14 protein-coding genes are annotated in these 15397 nt (G+C 67.9%); 4 read left to right on the plus strand and 10 right to left on the minus strand.

From position 1 onward, the window contains the following. Nucleotides 1-25: 25 nt before the first annotated feature. Genes mfd through amrB form a run of 5 tightly spaced genes read right to left on the minus strand, consistent with a single transcriptional unit; the run spans nt 26 to nt 6740 of the window. Entirely contained in the window at nt 26-3490 is a 3465-nt protein-coding gene (gene mfd, locus EPD82_RS04850; RefSeq protein WP_141055859.1) for a transcription-repair coupling factor, read from the minus strand. Between the two features lie 40 nt (nt 3491-3530). After that, nucleotides 3531-4262, minus strand: coding sequence for a hypothetical protein (locus tag EPD82_RS04855; RefSeq protein ID WP_141055862.1), 732 nt, complete (start codon nt 4260-4262; stop codon nt 3531-3533). A gap of 12 nt (nt 4263-4274) precedes the next feature. Then, on the minus strand, nt 4275-5348 hold the full coding sequence (gene amrS, locus EPD82_RS04860) for an AmmeMemoRadiSam system radical SAM enzyme (protein WP_055423726.1): 1074 nt from the start codon (nt 5346-5348) through the stop codon (nt 4275-4277). Next, the gene (gene amrA, locus EPD82_RS04865; RefSeq protein ID WP_141055865.1) at nt 5345-5935 is read right to left on the minus strand and encodes an AmmeMemoRadiSam system protein A; all 591 of its coding nucleotides are present in this window, start codon (nt 5933-5935) and stop codon (nt 5345-5347) included. The genes amrS and amrA overlap by 4 nt, the downstream gene beginning before the upstream one ends. Further along, nucleotides 5913-6740 carry an AmmeMemoRadiSam system protein B gene (gene amrB, locus EPD82_RS04870; protein WP_141055868.1) on the minus strand — a complete coding sequence of 276 codons (828 nt, stop codon included), beginning with the start codon at nt 6738-6740 and terminating at the stop codon, nt 5913-5915. The genes amrA and amrB overlap by 23 nt, the downstream gene beginning before the upstream one ends. A gap of 117 nt (nt 6741-6857) precedes the next feature. Here amrB and ispD point away from each other — a divergent pair, with 117 nt between their 5' ends. The 3 genes from ispD to thpR are packed head-to-tail and all read left to right on the plus strand — an operon-like array spanning nt 6858 to nt 8582. Continuing rightward, nucleotides 6858-7553 carry a 2-C-methyl-D-erythritol 4-phosphate cytidylyltransferase gene (ispD, locus tag EPD82_RS04875; RefSeq protein WP_420824929.1) on the plus strand — a complete coding sequence of 232 codons (696 nt, stop codon included), beginning with the start codon at nt 6858-6860 and terminating at the stop codon, nt 7551-7553. Continuing rightward, complete coding sequence (ispF, locus tag EPD82_RS04880; RefSeq protein ID WP_055423729.1) at nt 7550-8035, plus strand: 2-C-methyl-D-erythritol 2,4-cyclodiphosphate synthase; 486 nt, start codon at nt 7550-7552, stop codon at nt 8033-8035. Before ispD ends, ispF begins: the two co-directional genes overlap by 4 nt. Next, complete coding sequence (thpR, locus tag EPD82_RS04885; RefSeq protein ID WP_072247946.1) at nt 8028-8582, plus strand: RNA 2',3'-cyclic phosphodiesterase; 555 nt, start codon at nt 8028-8030, stop codon at nt 8580-8582. Before ispF ends, thpR begins: the two co-directional genes overlap by 8 nt. Nucleotides 8583-8598: 16 nt before the next feature. Here thpR and EPD82_RS04890 read toward each other — a convergent pair whose 3' ends face one another. From EPD82_RS04890 to EPD82_RS04900, 3 genes are read right to left on the minus strand one after another with little or no spacing between them, the layout of a single operon-like run. Next, nucleotides 8599-9048, minus strand: coding sequence for a host attachment protein (locus EPD82_RS04890; protein WP_055423731.1), 450 nt, complete (start codon nt 9046-9048; stop codon nt 8599-8601). Between the two features lie 53 nt (nt 9049-9101). Then, nucleotides 9102-9881, minus strand: coding sequence for a M90 family metallopeptidase (locus EPD82_RS04895; protein WP_141055873.1), 780 nt, complete (start codon nt 9879-9881; stop codon nt 9102-9104). A 2-nt stretch (nt 9882-9883) separates the two neighbouring features. After that, nucleotides 9884-10819, minus strand: coding sequence for a DMT family transporter (locus EPD82_RS04900; RefSeq protein ID WP_055423733.1), 936 nt, complete (start codon nt 10817-10819; stop codon nt 9884-9886). 46 nt (nt 10820-10865) lie between these two features. On the opposite strand from EPD82_RS04900, the gene EPD82_RS04905 reads away from it, so the two are divergent. Next, nucleotides 10866-13052 carry a RelA/SpoT family protein gene (locus EPD82_RS04905; RefSeq protein WP_055423734.1) on the plus strand — a complete coding sequence of 729 codons (2187 nt, stop codon included), beginning with the start codon at nt 10866-10868 and terminating at the stop codon, nt 13050-13052. A 9-nt stretch (nt 13053-13061) separates the two neighbouring features. Here the strand turns inward: EPD82_RS04905 and ppk1 are convergent, their stop codons facing one another. Both ppk1 and EPD82_RS04915 read right to left on the minus strand, forming a co-directional pair. Beyond that, the gene (ppk1, locus tag EPD82_RS04910) at nt 13062-15149 is read right to left on the minus strand and encodes a polyphosphate kinase 1 (RefSeq protein ID WP_141055875.1); all 2088 of its coding nucleotides are present in this window, start codon (nt 15147-15149) and stop codon (nt 13062-13064) included. A 12-nt stretch (nt 15150-15161) separates the two neighbouring features. Beyond that, nucleotides 15162-15397: zinc ribbon domain-containing protein (locus tag EPD82_RS04915; protein ID WP_141055879.1), on the minus strand; the 236-nt coding region annotated here is incomplete at its 5' end.

Raw genomic sequence — 15397 nt, forward strand, 5'->3', positions numbered from 1 at the left:
TCCAGGCGTCCTGCCAAAAGGGGAATTATACGGTTTCGGCGGCTTGAGGGGAGAGCACACGCGCGACGAGTTCGCGCACCGCGCGCACGCGGGATTCCACGTCGGGGCAAGGGCGCGTCTGCACCAGCCGATCGGGTCCGGCCATCTTGACGCTGCGGTCGCGCTGGATGAGCGCGACCACCTTGGCCGGATCGATGGGGGCATCGGGCGAGAACTGCACGCTGAGGCTCTTCTCGCTCGCGTCGACCTTGGCCACGCCGCAGGGGGCAAGCGCGATCCGCAGGCGGTGGGTGGCCACGAGCGTACGCGTCTGCGGCGGCAGCGGGCCGAAGCGGTCGACGAGCTCTTCGGTGAGCTCCTGCAGTGCCGCATCGCTGTCGGCGTCGGCGAGCCGCTTGTAGAGCTCGAGCCGCACGCTCACGTCCGGGCAGTAGTCGTCGGGTAGCAGCGCTGGCGCGTGCAGGTTGATTTCGGCCACGGTGCGGAAGGGGCGGGTGAGATCGCCCGGCTCCTGCCCGCTCTTGAGCCGACGCACGGCTTCTTCCAGCATGCGGCTGTAGAGGGAGAAGCCCACGCGCTGGATTTCGCCCGATTGTTCTTCCCCCAGCACTTCGCCCGCGCCGCGGATCTCCAGGTCGTGCATGGCCAGATAAAAGCCCGAGCCGAGATCTTCGAGCTGGGCGATGGCTTCGAGCCGCTTCTGCGCCTGGGCGCTGGGTTTGACGTGCGGGTCGGTGAGGAGGTAGGCGTAGGCCTGATGGTGACTGCGTCCTACCCGCCCGCGCAGCTGGTGCAGCTGGGCGAGCCCGAAGCGGTCGGCGCGGTCGATCAGGATGGTGTTGGCCGTGGGGATGTCGATGCCGGTCTCGATGATGGTGGTGCACAGCAGCAGATTCGCGCGCTGGTGCGTGAAGTCGCGCATGACGCGTTCGAGCTCGCGCTCGGACATCTGTCCGTGGCCCACCACGATGCGCGCCATGGGCAGCAGCCGCTCGAGCTCTTCGCGCACGTTCTCGATCGTGCGCACCTCGTTATGGACGAAATAGACCTGCCCGCCGCGCTTGAATTCGCGCAGCACCGCCTCGCGGATGAGCCCCTCCGAGCGGGGTGCGACGAAGGTCTTCACCGCGAGGCGCTTTTGCGGCGCGGTGGCGATGACGGAGAAGTCGCGCAGCCCCTCGAGCGCCATGCCCAGCGTGCGGGGGATGGGCGTGGCGGTGAGGGTGAGGACGTCGACTTCCTGGCGCAGCCGTTTCATCGCCTCTTTCTGCCGCACGCCGAAGCGGTGCTCTTCGTCGATGATCACCAGCCCCAGCCGGGCGAAGCGCACGTCGGGCTGCAGCAGCCGGTGCGTGCCGATGGCGATGTCGATGCGCCCTTCGGCCAGTCCCGCCAACGCCTCTTTCTGCTCCTTGGCCGAGCGCAGGCGCGAGAGTTCGACGAGGCGCACCGGCCAGTCGGCGAAGCGGTCGGAGAAGGTCTGAAAGTGCTGCTCGGCAAGCAAGGTGGTGGGGGTGAGGATCACCACCTGTTTGCCGCTCGCCACGGCGGCAAAGGCGGCGCGCAGCGCCACCTCGGTCTTGCCGAAACCGACGTCGCCGCACACGAGCCGATCCATGGGTTTGCCCGAGCGCATGTCGGCGAGCACGGCATCGATGGCCGCCTGCTGGTCCGGCGTGGTCTCGAAAGGGAATCCGGCGCAGAAGGCTTCGTAGTCGCGCTCGTCGAACCCGAAGGCGAAGCCGGGACGGGCGGCGCGCTGGGCGTAGAGCGCGAGCAGCTCGGCGGCGGTGTCTCGCGCCTGTTCGGCGGCCTTGCGTTTGGCTTTTTCCCACTGGCCGGAGCCGAGGCGGTGCAGCTCGACGTGCTCGGGGTCGGCGCCGAGATAACGCGACACGAGGTGTAGCTGGGCCACGGGCACGTAGAGTTTGTCCCCGCCGGCGTATTCGAGCTGGAGGAATTCGCCCTCGTCTGCCCCCAAAGGCATGCGCACGAGCCCCAGGTAGCGGCCGATGCCGTGCTCTTCGTGCACCACGGGCGCCCCGGGCGTGAGCTCGGCGAGGTCCTTGATCCAGCCTTCCGGGCTGACGGCCTTGCTCGCGGCGCGCCGGCTGCGGGCCTTGGCGCCGCCGGCGAAGAGTTCCCCTTCGGTATAGATGAGGAGCCGTGCGGCCGGCAGGGCAAACCCGCGCTCGAGCGGCCCGACGGTGAGGGCGAGCGGCGCTTCGCCGGCAAGGAAGGCGTCCCAATGTTCGACGAGCGCCGGCTCCAATCCGGCCTCGCGCAGGCGCTCGAGCAGCGTTTCGCGCCGCCCCGGCGTCTGGGCGACCAGGAGCACCCGCTCGCCTGCCGCAGTGGCGGTGTGCACGGCGTCTTGCAGCGCCGCAAGGGGCTTGGGGGCGCGCGCATCGATCGCTGCCGGCGGCGGGGTTCGGGCCTCTTCGGCTTCGTCGCCTTCGCCGCGCAGCTCGAAGCGCGGCACTGCTTTCAAGGCGGTGTAAAACGCTTCGGCGTCAAGAAAGAGGGAAGACGGCGGCAGGATGGGGCGGCTGCGATCCCCGCCCAGCAGCCGATGGCGCGCTTCCAGCTCCTGCCAGAAGGCGTCGATCGCCGCCGGGCAGTCGCCGTGGAGCAGCCAGGTCGCTTCGGCCCCTACGTAGTCGAAGAGGGTGGCCGTTTCGTCGAAGAAAAGCGGCAGGTAGTATTCGATGCCAGCCGGCCACACGCCCTGGCTGACGTCCTTGTAGAGGGCGACGCGGCTCGGGTCCCCCTCGAACGTCTCGCGGAAACGTTGGCGGAAGGTGGTGCGGCCGCCCTCGTCGGTGGGAAATTCGCGCGCCGGCAGGAGTTCGATCTCGGGCACGGGGTAGAGCGTGCGCTGGGAGTCGGGGTCGAAGGTCTTGATGCGCTCGATCTCCTCGTCGAAGAGCTCGATGCGGTAGGGGAGCGACGCGCCCATGGGGAAGAGATCGACGATGCCGCCGCGCACGGAGAATTCACCCGGACGCAGCACCTGGGCTACCGGCTCGTAGCCGGCCAGTGCCAGCTGCCGGCGCAGTCCTTCGAGTTCGAGCGCCGCGCCCTGCTTGAGCGAGAAGGTGTGCGCGGCGATGAAGGCAGGCGGCGGCAGGCGCCCGAGCGCCGTGGCCGCGGCGACGAAGACGAGATCGAGCGTGCCCTGCGTGAGGGCGTAGAGGGTGGCGATGCGCTCGGAGACGAGGTCCTGGTGCGGCGAGAAAGGGTCGTAGGGCAGCGTCTCCCAGTCGGGGAAGAGCCGCGTGCGCAGCTGCGGCGCGAAAAACCGCACTTCTTCGGCAAGGCGTTGCGCGTCCAGGGGCGAGGCGGTCACCACCACCAGCGGCCGGCGCCGGCTCGCGAGTTCGGCGACGAGGAGCGCATCGGCGCTGCCGGCAAGAGGGGGGAAACGGAAGGTCTGACCGGCTTGCGGCCAGCGCAGCCGCTCGAGCACGGGAAGGAGGGTTCGGGTCATTCGGGGATCAAGGGCAAAGGGTCTGGCCGAAAGGGGGATTCTAACCCGCCGCTGCCGCCAGGGACGAGGGCGTGGTCGGCAGATGGCGTTCGAACCACTCGCAGGTGAGCGCGATCGCCTCCGGCCAGGGCCCTGCGGGCGTCGGAGGAGGCAGGTGTTCCCAGCGTTTCTCGGCACCGATGTGCGGCCATGCAGCGAGGTTCGGTTTGTCGTCGGTGGCGGAAGACGTCAGGAGCTGGATCGGGACGGTCAGCGCGAGGAGCGGACCGGCGCCTGCCAGATCGATCCGTCCTTCTAGACAGGAGAGGGCGTAAAAAGTTTGGGTTTCGCGCGCCGCGAGCCGGATCAGCGCCGCGGCGGCGGTGCGCCAGCCGACGGCGGCCAGAGGAAGGGCGCCGCGAAACGGTTGATGTTCCAGCCATTCGAGCACGGTGGCGGCGCGCTCGCCGAGGTCGTTGACGTGCCAGGCGAGCTCTTCGGCGTCGGTGTGCTCCTCGGGCGTGAGTAGGGATGCCGTCAGGGTGCCGAAGCCCCGTGCGGTGAGCGCTTGCGCAAGAGCTTGGTTCTGGAGCGCTTCTTGGTGGGTCTCGAGGAGGAGGACGAAGGCGCGCGTCTGCCCCGGCAGGGCAAACGAGACGTCGAGCCAGTGCCGCTCATCGACCTTGAGCCGGATCGCCTGCACGCAGGAGGCCCATGGAATGTACTCTTCCCGCACCGGAAGGTCCGGGGGGCGGGGCGGCGTTTCTTCGGCAGGGTGTGAGAGCGAAGACATGATCCGCTTCCTTCATCCGGCTCCCAGCACGATGGGGATGCGCCGGTTGCCGAAGTGCCCCGGTGCGGCGGCAAAGCGCCCCTCGATCTCCCGGCCGCAGGCGGGACAGTGCCCCTCGGGCGTGAGCGCATAGCGGGTGATGAGGTAGCCGTCGCGCTCGATGAGCGGCGTGCCGCAGTCGGGGCAGTAGGTCGTCGCACCCTCGCGATCACGGACGTTGCCGGTATAGACATAGGCTAGCCCCTCTTCGCGGGCGATGGCCCGTGCCCGCACCAGGGTCTGCGGCGGAGTGGGCGGACGGTCGAGCATCTTGAAGGCGGGGAAGAAGGCGGTGAAGTGCAGCGGCACGGTGGTTTTGAGCTCGTCGCGTACCCAGCGCGACAAGGCCCGGATTTCGCTTTCGCTGTCGTTGAGGCCGGGGATGAGGAGCGTGGTGATCTCCACCCACACGTTGGTGTGGTGCACCAGGTAGCGCAGGGTATCGAGCACCGGCTGGAGTTTGCCGCCACAGTAGCGGAAATAGAATTCCTCGGTAAAGCCTTTGAGGTCGACGTTGGCCGCATCCATCGCGCCGAAGAATTCCTCCCGTGCGCCGGGTTCGATGTAGCCGTTGGTCACGGCCACCGTATAGAGCCGATGCTTGCGGGCGAGTTCGGCGCAGTCGATGGCGTATTCGGCAAAGATGATCGGATCGTTGTAGGTGAAGGCGAGCCCCTGGGCGCCGTAGGCGAGCGCCGCGGCCACGATGGCTTCGGGCGTGCCGGCGTCGTCGAGGGTGGCGTCGAGCTCCTTGGCGGCCGAGATCGACCAGTTCTGGCAGTATTTGCAGGCGAGGTTGCAGCCGGCCGTGCCGAAGGAGAGCACCGCCGTGCCGGGGTAGAAGTGGTTGAGCGGCTTCTTCTCGATGGGATCGATGCAAAAGCCGCTCGATCGGCCGTAGGTGGTGAGCACCATCTTGCCGCCGAGGTTGGCGCGCACGAGGCAGGCGCCATGCTGCCCCTCGCGCAGCTTGCAGCGGCGCGGGCACAGGACGCACTCGAGGCGCCCGTCGGGCAGGCGCCGGTAGTAGCGGGCGGGGGCGTTCATCGTACGGCTCCGGTAGGCAAGGGTTCTTTCCATTTGGCCACGGTGTAGCGCGCGGCCATGAGGTTGCGCGCGGGGCGGCGCGGGTCGAGCCCCGCCTTGAGCTTGAGGGCGGCGAGAAAGTGATGCGGATCGGGAATCTCTTCCCACACCTGGGGCAGGAAGGTGGCGGCATTGCAGCCGGAGAAGACCATCAGGCCGTCGATGCCGGGGCGAAGCTGCGCCAGCAGCTCTTCCTCGTCGCGGAATTCGAGGAATTCGAGCGGCGAGAGCAGCGACACCTCGATGCGGATGAGCGGCAGCTCGTCGGGTGTGACGGGAGGAAAGCGAGGATCGCGCGTGGCGGCGGCGATGGCATTCTCGGCGATGTCCTGGCGCAGCGGCCGCTGGGCGCGCACCGAGCCGATGCAGCCGCGCAGCTCTCCTTCTTCGGTGAGCGTGACGAAGGTGGCACCGGGTTCGTCGAGCCGCGGATCTTCCGGCCGGGGTAGGCGGCGGCCGGTGAGATGCTCGGTGATGGCGGCGCGGGCGTGGGCGAGCAACACCTGTCCAAGCCGCTCGTCGACCTCAATGGATGGCTTCGGCTCCATGGCGAATCTCCTCGGTGAAGGCGATGCTGGTGTAGCCGACGACCCGGTCCCGGTCGCCAAAGGTGTCGCCGCTGTTGCAATAGGCGATGAAATGGGGCTGGAGCCGGCGATGCCGGGCGGCGAGCAGCAGTCCGTCGATGGCGATGGCTCCACAGGCATCGTCCGGTGCGATCGTCGCGTCGCCCTGCAGGATGCGCTCGATCGTGGCCTGGTCGAGGGCGCGGGCTTCTTCGTAAGGGTGGTAGTGCGAGAGATCGGAGCTCACCACGATGAGCGTCTCCGGCCCGCCCCACAGGGCTTCCATCACCCGGGCGACGTGGGTGGACTCCGTCCAGCCGACGACGAAGGGAACCAGCGTGAAACTGGGTAAAATGCTCTGCAGAAAGGGGAGCTGCACTTCCAGGCTGTGCTCGAGCTCGTGGGCCCGGTCCGACACTTCCACCTGGGGCAGCTTCAGGGCTTCGTTCCATGCGTCCATGTCGACAGGGACGTCGCCCAGTGGCGTGCGAAAGGCGCTTGCCTGCGGTAGCGCCAATCCGAGCAGGGGAACGCGATGCGCCGGGCCGAAGAGCACGACGCGCCGGATGCGCGCGGCGAATGGGGTGAGCTGGTTGTAGCCGCTGGCGGCGATGATTCCGGAATAATCGTAGCCGGCGTGGGGCACGATCAGGGCTTTGGGTTGCGCCGGCAGCGAAGGGGGAGCGGCGCGGGCGAAGCTCGCGGCGAGATGGGCCTGCAGGCTGCGCGCCGAAGCAGGGTAGAAGAGCCCGCTCACGGCGGGGGGACGGATGGTTCGTGCAGCCATGATGTGCGGTCCTGCGTGGTACGGCAAGGAAACGGATGTCCGGGCAAACGGTCTCGTTACGAGTTCATTATAGTGCGCGCGGCAGCGGAGGTTGAACCAAATGCAAGGGGAAGAACGATCGTGCGCGTGACGGCCATCGTGCCTGCGGCCGGGGTGGGGCGGCGCAGCGGTTTGGCTTTGCCCAAACAATACGCTGAACTCGCCGGGCGACCGCTGCTGTGGCACACGCTTGCGCGCTTGGCCGAACCGGCGTGGATCGGGCGGGTGCTCGTGGCGCTGGCCGTCGACGACACTCATTGGCGCCGTCACGACTGGTCGGATTTGGGGTCCAAGATCGAGCCGCTCTTCTGCGGCGGGCCCACGCGCAGTGCAACCGTGGGCAATGCCTTGCGCGTGCTCGCCGCCCGCGGCGCCCGGCCCGACGACTGGGTGCTGGTGCACGATGCCGCGCGCCCTTGTCTGCGCGGGGAATACCTGACCCAGCTGGCCGAGGTGCTCGGACACGACGAGGTGGGCGGTCTTCTTGCATTGCCGGTCGCCGATACCGTCAAGCGTGCCGACATCCGCGGCCGTGTCGCGGCGACCGTGCCGCGCGAAGGGCTGTGGCTCGCCCAGACGCCGCAAATGTTCCGTTTCGCCGTGCTGCGCACCGCGCTCGAGCGCCACCCCGAAGTGACGGATGAAGCCAGCGCGGTGGAGGCGGCGGGCTTGGCGCCCAAACTGGTGGAGGGCGATCCGCTGAACCTGAAAGTGACGCGGCCGGGCGATCTGGCGCTCGCCGCGGCGATCCTGAGGCTACAGGAGGAAGCATGATCCGGGTGGGGCTGGGGTTCGACGTGCACGCTCTGGTGCCGGGAAGACGCTGCGTGATCGGCGGGGTGGAGATCGCGCACGCCGAAGGCTTGCTGGGGCATTCGGACGCCGACGTATTGCTGCACGCGATCACCGACGCGGTGCTCGGCGCCGCGGGACTGGGCGACATCGGTTCATGGTTTCCCGACAGCGACGAACGCCACGCTGGCGCCGACAGCCGGGCGCTGCTCGCGCAGGCCTGGGCGGCGGTGCGGGCGGCGGGATGGCGTCTAGGGAACCTCGACGCGGTGGTGATCTGCCGTCGACCGCGCATCGCTCCCTACGTGCCGCAGATGAAGGCGACGATCGCCGGCTTGCTCGACGCCCCGCCGGCCGCGATCCAGGTGAAGGGCAAGACCACCGAGCGGCTCGGCTTCACCGGCCGCGGCGAAGGGGTGGCGGCGCAGGCGGTGGTGCTGCTCGAAAGGGACGGCGGTGGTTGAGCGAAGCGGCGACCGGACCAAGGTTCGGCTCTTCTACGCGCTGTGGCCGCCGCGAGCGTGGGCGCAGGCGTGGCACGAGGCGGCGCGACGCTGGGCGCGAGGGCGAATCGCAGTGAAAGTCGTTCCGCCCGAACGCCTGCATCTCACGCTCGTCTTTGTGGGAGACGTGCCGTGCGAACGCCTGGGTGCCTTTCTCGCGCTGGGCGCGGCGATGGGCGCTCCGCCGGACGAACCGCTCGTGCTCGACCGCTTCGAGTGTTGGGGCGGACCGAGGGTGGCGTGCTTGAGCGGCCCGCCGCCGCAAGGCGCATGGGCGCGTTTCATCGAGCGTCTGGCCCAGGAAGCGCGCGCTTTGGGCGCAAAGGTGGAGCATCGGCCGTTTCGCCCGCACGTGACGCTCGCGCGAAAAGTAAGCCCCGAGGCGTTCGATGCCTCGGGGCTTGGTCTGCCATTGCCGTTGACCTGGCCCGCCGCGGGGTTTCGCCTCATCCGCTCCGAATCGGGACCGGAGGGGCTGCGCTACCTGACGGCGGGTGAATTCTCCTGAACCGGATCGACGCGGCTCATGCGGGCGGCAGCAGCGCCTCGGCCGCCTTCTCGGCGATGGTCTTGTCGTCGGCCTTGGTGTAATCCTTCTCTACGTCGCGCACCAGGATCTTGCGCGTGGGTTCGTCGAGATGCTCCTTGACGAGCGCCAGGAAAGGCGCGGGGCCCATCAGCACGATCTGCTCGAGCGCATGCTCGACGCGCGCTTCGCGCAAGCGGCGTGCCACTTCGATGGCAAAGAGTTCGGCTTCGTGTTTCTTGGGGGGGACGGGCGGCTCGCCGGTATGCGGCGCCTTGTCACCGCCCGTGCCCGGGAACGGCAGGTTGTCGGTGATGAGTTCCCGGGTGGGCAGGCGGCTTTCCGGGTGTTCCCGGGTCTCGACCAGCTGCACCCCGGACTTGAAGCCGAGGAATTCGTAGAACTTGGCCACGCTCGCATTGGCGACCAATACCCAGGTTTTTTTCATGGTCCAGCTCCTTTTATGATATTTGAATTGAAATTCGCTTCCTGCCCTTTAGATTAGGCGGTTTTGCAGGAAAAGTCCACCATGGGGCCAGGCCGAAGGGCATAGACCTCGGCTAGCGCCTCGAAGAGCGCCGGATCCCAGGCAGCGAGCGCCGCCGGTTCGGTAAAGAAAGTCTCCGTCGCCACCGGGAAGAATTCCTCCGGCCCTTCTTCGGCGTAAGGGTCGAGAGGGGGAGATTTTCCGGTATCGAGCTCGTCTTGCAGTCGCTGCAGCGCGGTTTCCATCACGCTTTCCCAGCGGGCGCGCGGCAGGGAGGGCGGCAGAGGCGGCACGCCGTCGAGCGCCCCGTCGGCAAGGTCCAGGCGGTGGGCGAATTCGTGCAGCACCACCTGCACCCCTTCTTCCTCGTCCGTGCCCCAACTCACGATGACCGGGCCACCGTCCCAGGTCTCGCCGTAGAGTTCGTCGTCGAATTCATGCACCAGCCCGATCTCGTCGGCAAAGCGGCGGCGCACGCGAAAGGGCTCGGGATAGACGATGACGCCGACGAAGTCTTCGTAGATGCCCAAGCCCGTGCGGTGCGCCACCAGCGCCGCCTGCCAGGCGATGTTGCCGGCGAGCGCGTCGGTGATGGGCAGCCCGTGCGCCCCGTAGAAGGTCTTGGTGGCGAGAAAGCGCGCGGCGAGCCGCCGCACCCGTTCGCGCGCCGCAGGAGGGATGTTTGCTGAATAGGGAATGGTGCGTTCGACCGTCTCCCAGAACGCCGCATCGGGCCCCGGGCGCTCCCTCCGGGCGCGCCAGAGGCGGCGCAAGGCATCGATCCAGGCGGGCATGGCTAAGCCCTTTCGTGCCGGTCCTGCGGCAAGCGCGGCCGCGCCGTGGCGAGCAGGATTCCGGCAAGGATGGCGACGATGCCCACGGCGTGGTACCACGCCGGGCGCTCGCCAAGGAAGACGAAAGCGAAGAGCGGCGTGAGCGCCGGCATCAGGTGCAGGAAGAGGCTGCCGACGCCGGGGCCGACCACCGCCACGCCGGCGTTGTAGCACACCATGCCGAGGAAGCCCGGAAAGATGCCGACGTAGACGATGGCGAGCAGCGAGTCGGCGTGCCAGCGTAGCGGCGGGCCGTCGCGCCATTCCCACAGGCCGAAGGGCAGCAGCACGAGGATGCCGACGGCGATGAACACCGCCAGCTGCGCCATGGGGTCGATGCCGGCCGGCCGGCGGTGCAGCGCCACGGTATAGATGCCCCACACCGCCACGGCGCCCAGCATCCACAGGTCGCCGCGGTTGAACGACAACGAGGCGAGCACCTGCCAGCGTCCCTGGGCGACGATGGCGAGCACCCCGGCAAGCGACACCGCCACGCCCAGAACCTGCCGGCGCGTGAGGCGGTGTCCGAGCACGGCGGCGGCGAGCAGCATGGTCGCCACCGGCGTGAAGGAATTGAGCATCGCCGCGTTGGTGGCGCTCGTGTGCCGTAGCGCCAGGTAGGCGAATGTGTTATAACATCCCACCCCCAGCACTCCCAGCAGCGCCAGGATCGCCCAATGCCGGCGCACCGCCGCCCATTGCCGCCGCAGCGGCGGCAGCGCCCAGGGCAGGGTCAGAAGAAAAGCGACGATCCAACGCCCGAGTGCGAGCGTCACCGGGGGAACCTCGTCGCGGATCGCTCGTCCGACGATCATGTTGCTCGACCAGAAGGCCACGGCCAGGGTGAGCAAGAGATAGGGGTGGGAAGCGGCGAAAGAGGGCGCGGGACGCTCGCGCATCGAAAGCTCCTGGCTCACGGATCGAAGGATAGTTTCGCACGAAACCATGGTCGCCACTCAACTGACACTTGCCGCCAAGGCCCCCGATCTCGCGCTCGCGGCCCTCACCGAGGGTTTGTCCGTCGAACAGGCCGAGGCGGTGCGCGAGGCTCACGAATTCGCCCGGCGCGAATTTGCCGATCTGCGCCTGTCTACCGGCGAGCCGGTGTTCGATCACGCGATGGCGGTGGCGCTGATTGCCGCCGAGCTGCGGCTCGACCCGGCCTCGTGCATCGCGGGGCTGCTCTATGCCGTGCCGGTACGGGCGCCGGAGCATTTCGAATGGGTCACCTCGCGCTTCGATGCCGACGTGCCGCGGCTGCTGCGCGGTCTGCAGCGCCTCGAAGGCTTGCGCGTCCCGATCGGAATGGACGACACGGCCCAGACCGAGACCCTGCGCAAGATGCTGCTCGCGCTGGTCGAAGACATCCGCGTGGTGCTGCTGCGTCTGGCCTCGCGCCTGCAGACCCTGCGCTGGTTTGCCAGCGAGGGCGGAGAGACCGCGGCACGGGTCGACTATGCCCGCGAGAGCCTGGCGCTCTACGCGCCGCTCGCCAATCGCCTCGGTGTGGGGCAGATCAAGTGGGAGATCGAGGATCTCTCATTCCGCTTTCTCGAACCCGAGACCTACAAGCGCATCGCCCGCCTGCTCGACGAGCGCCGGCTCGAGCGCGAGGCGTTCGTCGCCCGCGTGGTGCAGCGGCTCTCGGCCGAAGTGGCGGCGCTCGGTATCGCCGGTGCCGAAGTCTATGGTCGGGCCAAGCACATCTACAGCATCTGGAACAAGATGCGCAAGAAAGGGCTCGATTTTTCGCAGGTGTATGACGTGCGCGCCGTGCGGGTGCTGGTGCCGGCGGTGGCCGACTGCTACGCGGTCTTGAGCCGCGTGCATGAGCTGTGGCCGCCGATTGCCGGGGAATTCGACGATTACATCGCCCGACCCAAACCGAACGGCTATCGCTCGCTGCACACCGCCGTGCGCGCCGAAGACGGCCGACCGCTCGAAGTCCAGGTGCGCACCTTCGAGATGCACCGCCATGCGGAGTTCGGCGTGGCGGCGCACTGGCGCTACAAGGAAGGGGCGGACAAGACCTCGCCCTACGACCAGAAGATCGCCCTCTTGCGCTCGCTGCTTGCCTGGCGCGACGAGGTGGTCGACAGCAGCGAATGGGCCGACCGGGTGCGCCATGCGGTGCACGACGATACCATTTTCGTGCTCACCCCCACGGGGCGCGTCGTCGATCTCCCGCAGGGGGCCACGCCGGTCGATTTCGCCTACCGCATTCACACCGACGTCGGTCACCGCTGCCGCGGCGCGCGCGTCGACGGCCAGCTCGTGCCGCTCGACACCCCTCTGCGCTCGGGGCAGACGGTGGAAGTGGTCACCGCCAAGGAAGGCGGCCCTTCGCGCGACTGGCTCAATCCGGCGCTGGGCTACGTCAAGACGAAGACGGCACGCGCCAAGATCCGTGCCTGGTTCGCCCAGCAGCAGGAGGCGGAGCTCCTTGCCCGCGGCCGTTCGCTGGTGGAGCGGGAGCTGCAGCGCGAGGGGCACACCCGCACCAATCTGGAGAAACTCGCCGAGCGCCTCGGCTTCAAATCGCCCGAGGCCCTCTACCGTGCCACCGCCCGCGGTGAGATCGGTCCGCGCGCCATCGTGCAGGCGCTACAGCCAGCCGCAGCCGAAGCTCCGGTCGGGCCGGTCACGGTGCCGCTGCACGCGCCGTCGGCCCGCGCTGGCGGGGCGATCCTCGTGGGGGGGCAGAGCGGCCTTCTGACCACGCTCGCGCGCTGCTGCCACCCTATGCCGCCCGACGAGATCGTCGGTTTCGTCACGCGGGGCAGGGGGGTGACGATCCACCGCGCCGACTGTCGGGATCTTCTCGAGCTGAGCCTGCGCCATCCCGAACGGCTCGTGACCGCCCAATGGAACGAGGCCGCCGCCGGCACCGGTCCGCGTCGCGCCTATCCGGTCGAGATCCAGATCGAGGCGCACGACCGCCAGGGGCTGCTGCGCGACGTGAGCGAGGTGTTTACGGTGCAGCGGCTCAACGTCACGGCCGTGCAGACCTTGACCACGCAGCACCGTGCCCGGATGAACTTCACCGTGGAGGCGCCGGATGCCGAGCGGCTCGCGGCCGCGATCGCGGCGCTGCGCGCGGTGCCCGATGTGGTAGAAGTGCGTCGACGCTGACCGGCGGCGTCACACGGGCTTCGCCAGCTCCTGCAGCAGGATTTCCTGCGCCGCCCGGCGCTGCCGTCGGGCGTGCTTGAGGCGATAGCGCCCGTCGACGTCCAGTTCCCAGGCTTGGGCGTTGTCGAGGAGATAGATGCGCAGCCCCTCCTTGATGACGCGGCGCTTGAGCCTTGGATCGAGCACCGGCACCGCTGCTTCGACGCGACGGAAAAAATTGCGCTCCATCCAGTCGGCGCTCGACAGATACACCTTCTGCTCGCCGTCGGCATGGAAATAGAAGATGCGGTGGTGTTCGAGGAAACGCCCGACGATGGAGCGCACGCGGATGCGCTCGGAGAGCCCCGCTACGCCGGGGCGCAGCGCACACGCGCCGCGCACGATGAGATCGATTTCCACCCCTGCCTGGGAAGCCTCGTAGAGCGCTTCGATCACCTCCGGCTCGAGGAGCGCGTTCATCTTGGCGATGATGCGCCCCTTGCGCCCGGCGCGGGCGGCTTCGGCTTCGGCGCGGATGTGCGCGAGCACGTTCTCGTGCAGGGTGAAGGGTGCCTGCCACAGGTGATGCAGCTCGCCCGGCTTGCCCAGGCCGGTGATCGAATCGAAGATCTCGGAGACGTCCTGTCCGATGGTCTCGTCGGCCGTCATCAGGCCGAAATCGGTGTACGAGCGGCTCGTGCGAGGATGGTAGTTTCCGGTTCCAAGATGGCAGTAGCGCCGCAGCCTGCCTTCTTCGCGGCGCACGATCATCAAGAGCTTGGCGTGCGTCTTGAAGCCGAAGATGCCGTAGACCACGTGCGCGCCGGCGTCGTGCAGGCGGCTGGCCCACTGGATGTTGGCTTCCTCGTCGAAGCGTGCCATCAGCTCCAGCACCACCGTCACTTCCTTGCCCCGCTGCGCGGCGCGGATGAGGTGCTCCATCAGCACCGAGTCGGTGCCGGTGCGATACACCGTCATCTTGATGGCCATTACGTTGGGGTCGTCGGCCGCCACCTTGAGGAAGTTGATCACCGGCTCGAAACTCTCGTAGGGGTGGTGCAGCAGCACGTCCTGGCGGCGCAGCACGCGGAAGATGTCCTGCGGTCGCGAGAGCTCGCGCGGGATGCGCGGTTGAAACGGGCGATACTTCAGATCCGGCCGGTCGACCAGGTCGGGAATGGACATGAGGCGCACGAGGTTGACGATGCCGGGCACACGGTAGAGGTCCTTGGGCGTGAGGTGGAAATGCTCCAGCAGGAATTGCGCCATCTGCTCGGAACAGTTCTCTGCCACCTCCAGCCGCACCGCGTCGCCGAAGTGGCGGTGCTGCAGCTCTTCCTTGAGCGTGTCGCGCAGGTCTTTGATTTCTTCCTCGTCGAGGAAGAGGTCGGAGTTGCGGGTGACGCGGAACTGGTAGCAGCCTTTGATCTCCATGCCGTGAAAGAGCAGATGCACGTGCTCGTGGATCACCGCCGAGAGAAAGACGAAGGTGTAGGGGTGCTCGCTCACCTCTTTGGGCAGACGGATGACGCGCGGCAGCGCCCGCGGCGCCTGCACGATGGCGCGCCCCGAGGCACGCCCGAAGGCGTCGGTGCCCTCGAGCTCGATGGCGAAGTTCAGGCTCTTGTTGAGCACCCGGGGGAAGGGGTGTGCCGGGTCGAGCCCGATCGGCGTGAGCAGCGGCTGCACCTGGCTGCGAAAATACTCCTCGATCCAGCGACGCTGCGCCTCGTTCCACTCCGCACGGCGCAGGAAGACGATGCCTTCCTGGGCGAGTGCGGGCAGGATTTCCTGGTTGAGCAAGGCGTATTGCCGCGCCACGATGCCATGGACCTCGGCGCTGATCTGCTCGAGCAGGTCTTCGAGCGGGATGCCGTCGATGCCGGGGCGGGTCACCCCCTGGCGACGCTGCTCCTTCAAGCCGGCGACACGGATCTCGAAGAATTCGTCGAGGTTGCTCGAGACGATGCACAGAAAGCGCAGACGCTCGAGCAGCGGCACCGTTGGCTCGGCGGCATTGGCCAGCACCCGGCGCTGGAACTGCAGCAGCGACAGGTCGCGGTTGAAGAAGTGTTCTGCGGGATAGGTCTTTGGGGGACGCTCGATGGATACGGGCATGCGTTGCTGCTCTCAAAAACGTACGCAAAAGTGCGCACGGTTTTCTTCCTGCCCCGAGCCGTCTTGATGACCGTGCTCGTGCCTGACAGGCGTGACTTTCCCGACTACTTCAGGAACCCCTCCTGAAGCAGCGCCGCCGTTACCGGACGGACTCGCCACGGGTAGGGCCGTTGCGGTGGCCAGCCGTTGAAGGTTGATCGCCGCGTTGAGGTCACGGTCGTGGTGCGTGCCGCATTCCGGGCACGTCC

Origin of the sequence: Tepidiphilus succinatimandens (assembly GCF_006503695.1) — a bacterium.
GTDB lineage: Bacteria > Pseudomonadota > Gammaproteobacteria > Burkholderiales > Rhodocyclaceae > Tepidiphilus > Tepidiphilus succinatimandens.

Coding starts and splice junctions, on each gene's coding strand:
- mfd (WP_141055859.1), bottom strand. CDS start 3,490: ATGACCCGAACCCTCCTTCCCGTGCTCGAGCGGCTGCGCTGGCCGCAA.
- EPD82_RS04855 (WP_141055862.1), bottom strand. CDS start 4,262: ATGTCTTCGCTCTCACACCCTGCCGAAGAAACGCCGCCCCGCCCCCCG.
- amrS (WP_055423726.1), bottom strand. CDS start 5,348: ATGAACGCCCCCGCCCGCTACTACCGGCGCCTGCCCGACGGGCGCCTC.
- amrA (WP_141055865.1), bottom strand. CDS start 5,935: ATGGAGCCGAAGCCATCCATTGAGGTCGACGAGCGGCTTGGACAGGTG.
- amrB (WP_141055868.1), bottom strand. CDS start 6,740: ATGGCTGCACGAACCATCCGTCCCCCCGCCGTGAGCGGGCTCTTCTAC.
- ispF (WP_055423729.1), top strand. CDS start 7,550: ATGATCCGGGTGGGGCTGGGGTTCGACGTGCACGCTCTGGTGCCGGGA.
- EPD82_RS04890 (WP_055423731.1), bottom strand. CDS start 9,048: ATGAAAAAAACCTGGGTATTGGTCGCCAATGCGAGCGTGGCCAAGTTC.
- EPD82_RS04895 (WP_141055873.1), bottom strand. CDS start 9,881: ATGCCCGCCTGGATCGATGCCTTGCGCCGCCTCTGGCGCGCCCGGAGG.
- EPD82_RS04900 (WP_055423733.1), bottom strand. CDS start 10,819: ATGCGCGAGCGTCCCGCGCCCTCTTTCGCCGCTTCCCACCCCTATCTC.
- EPD82_RS04905 (WP_055423734.1), top strand. CDS start 10,866: ATGGTCGCCACTCAACTGACACTTGCCGCCAAGGCCCCCGATCTCGCG.
- ppk1 (WP_141055875.1), bottom strand. CDS start 15,149: ATGCCCGTATCCATCGAGCGTCCCCCAAAGACCTATCCCGCAGAACAC.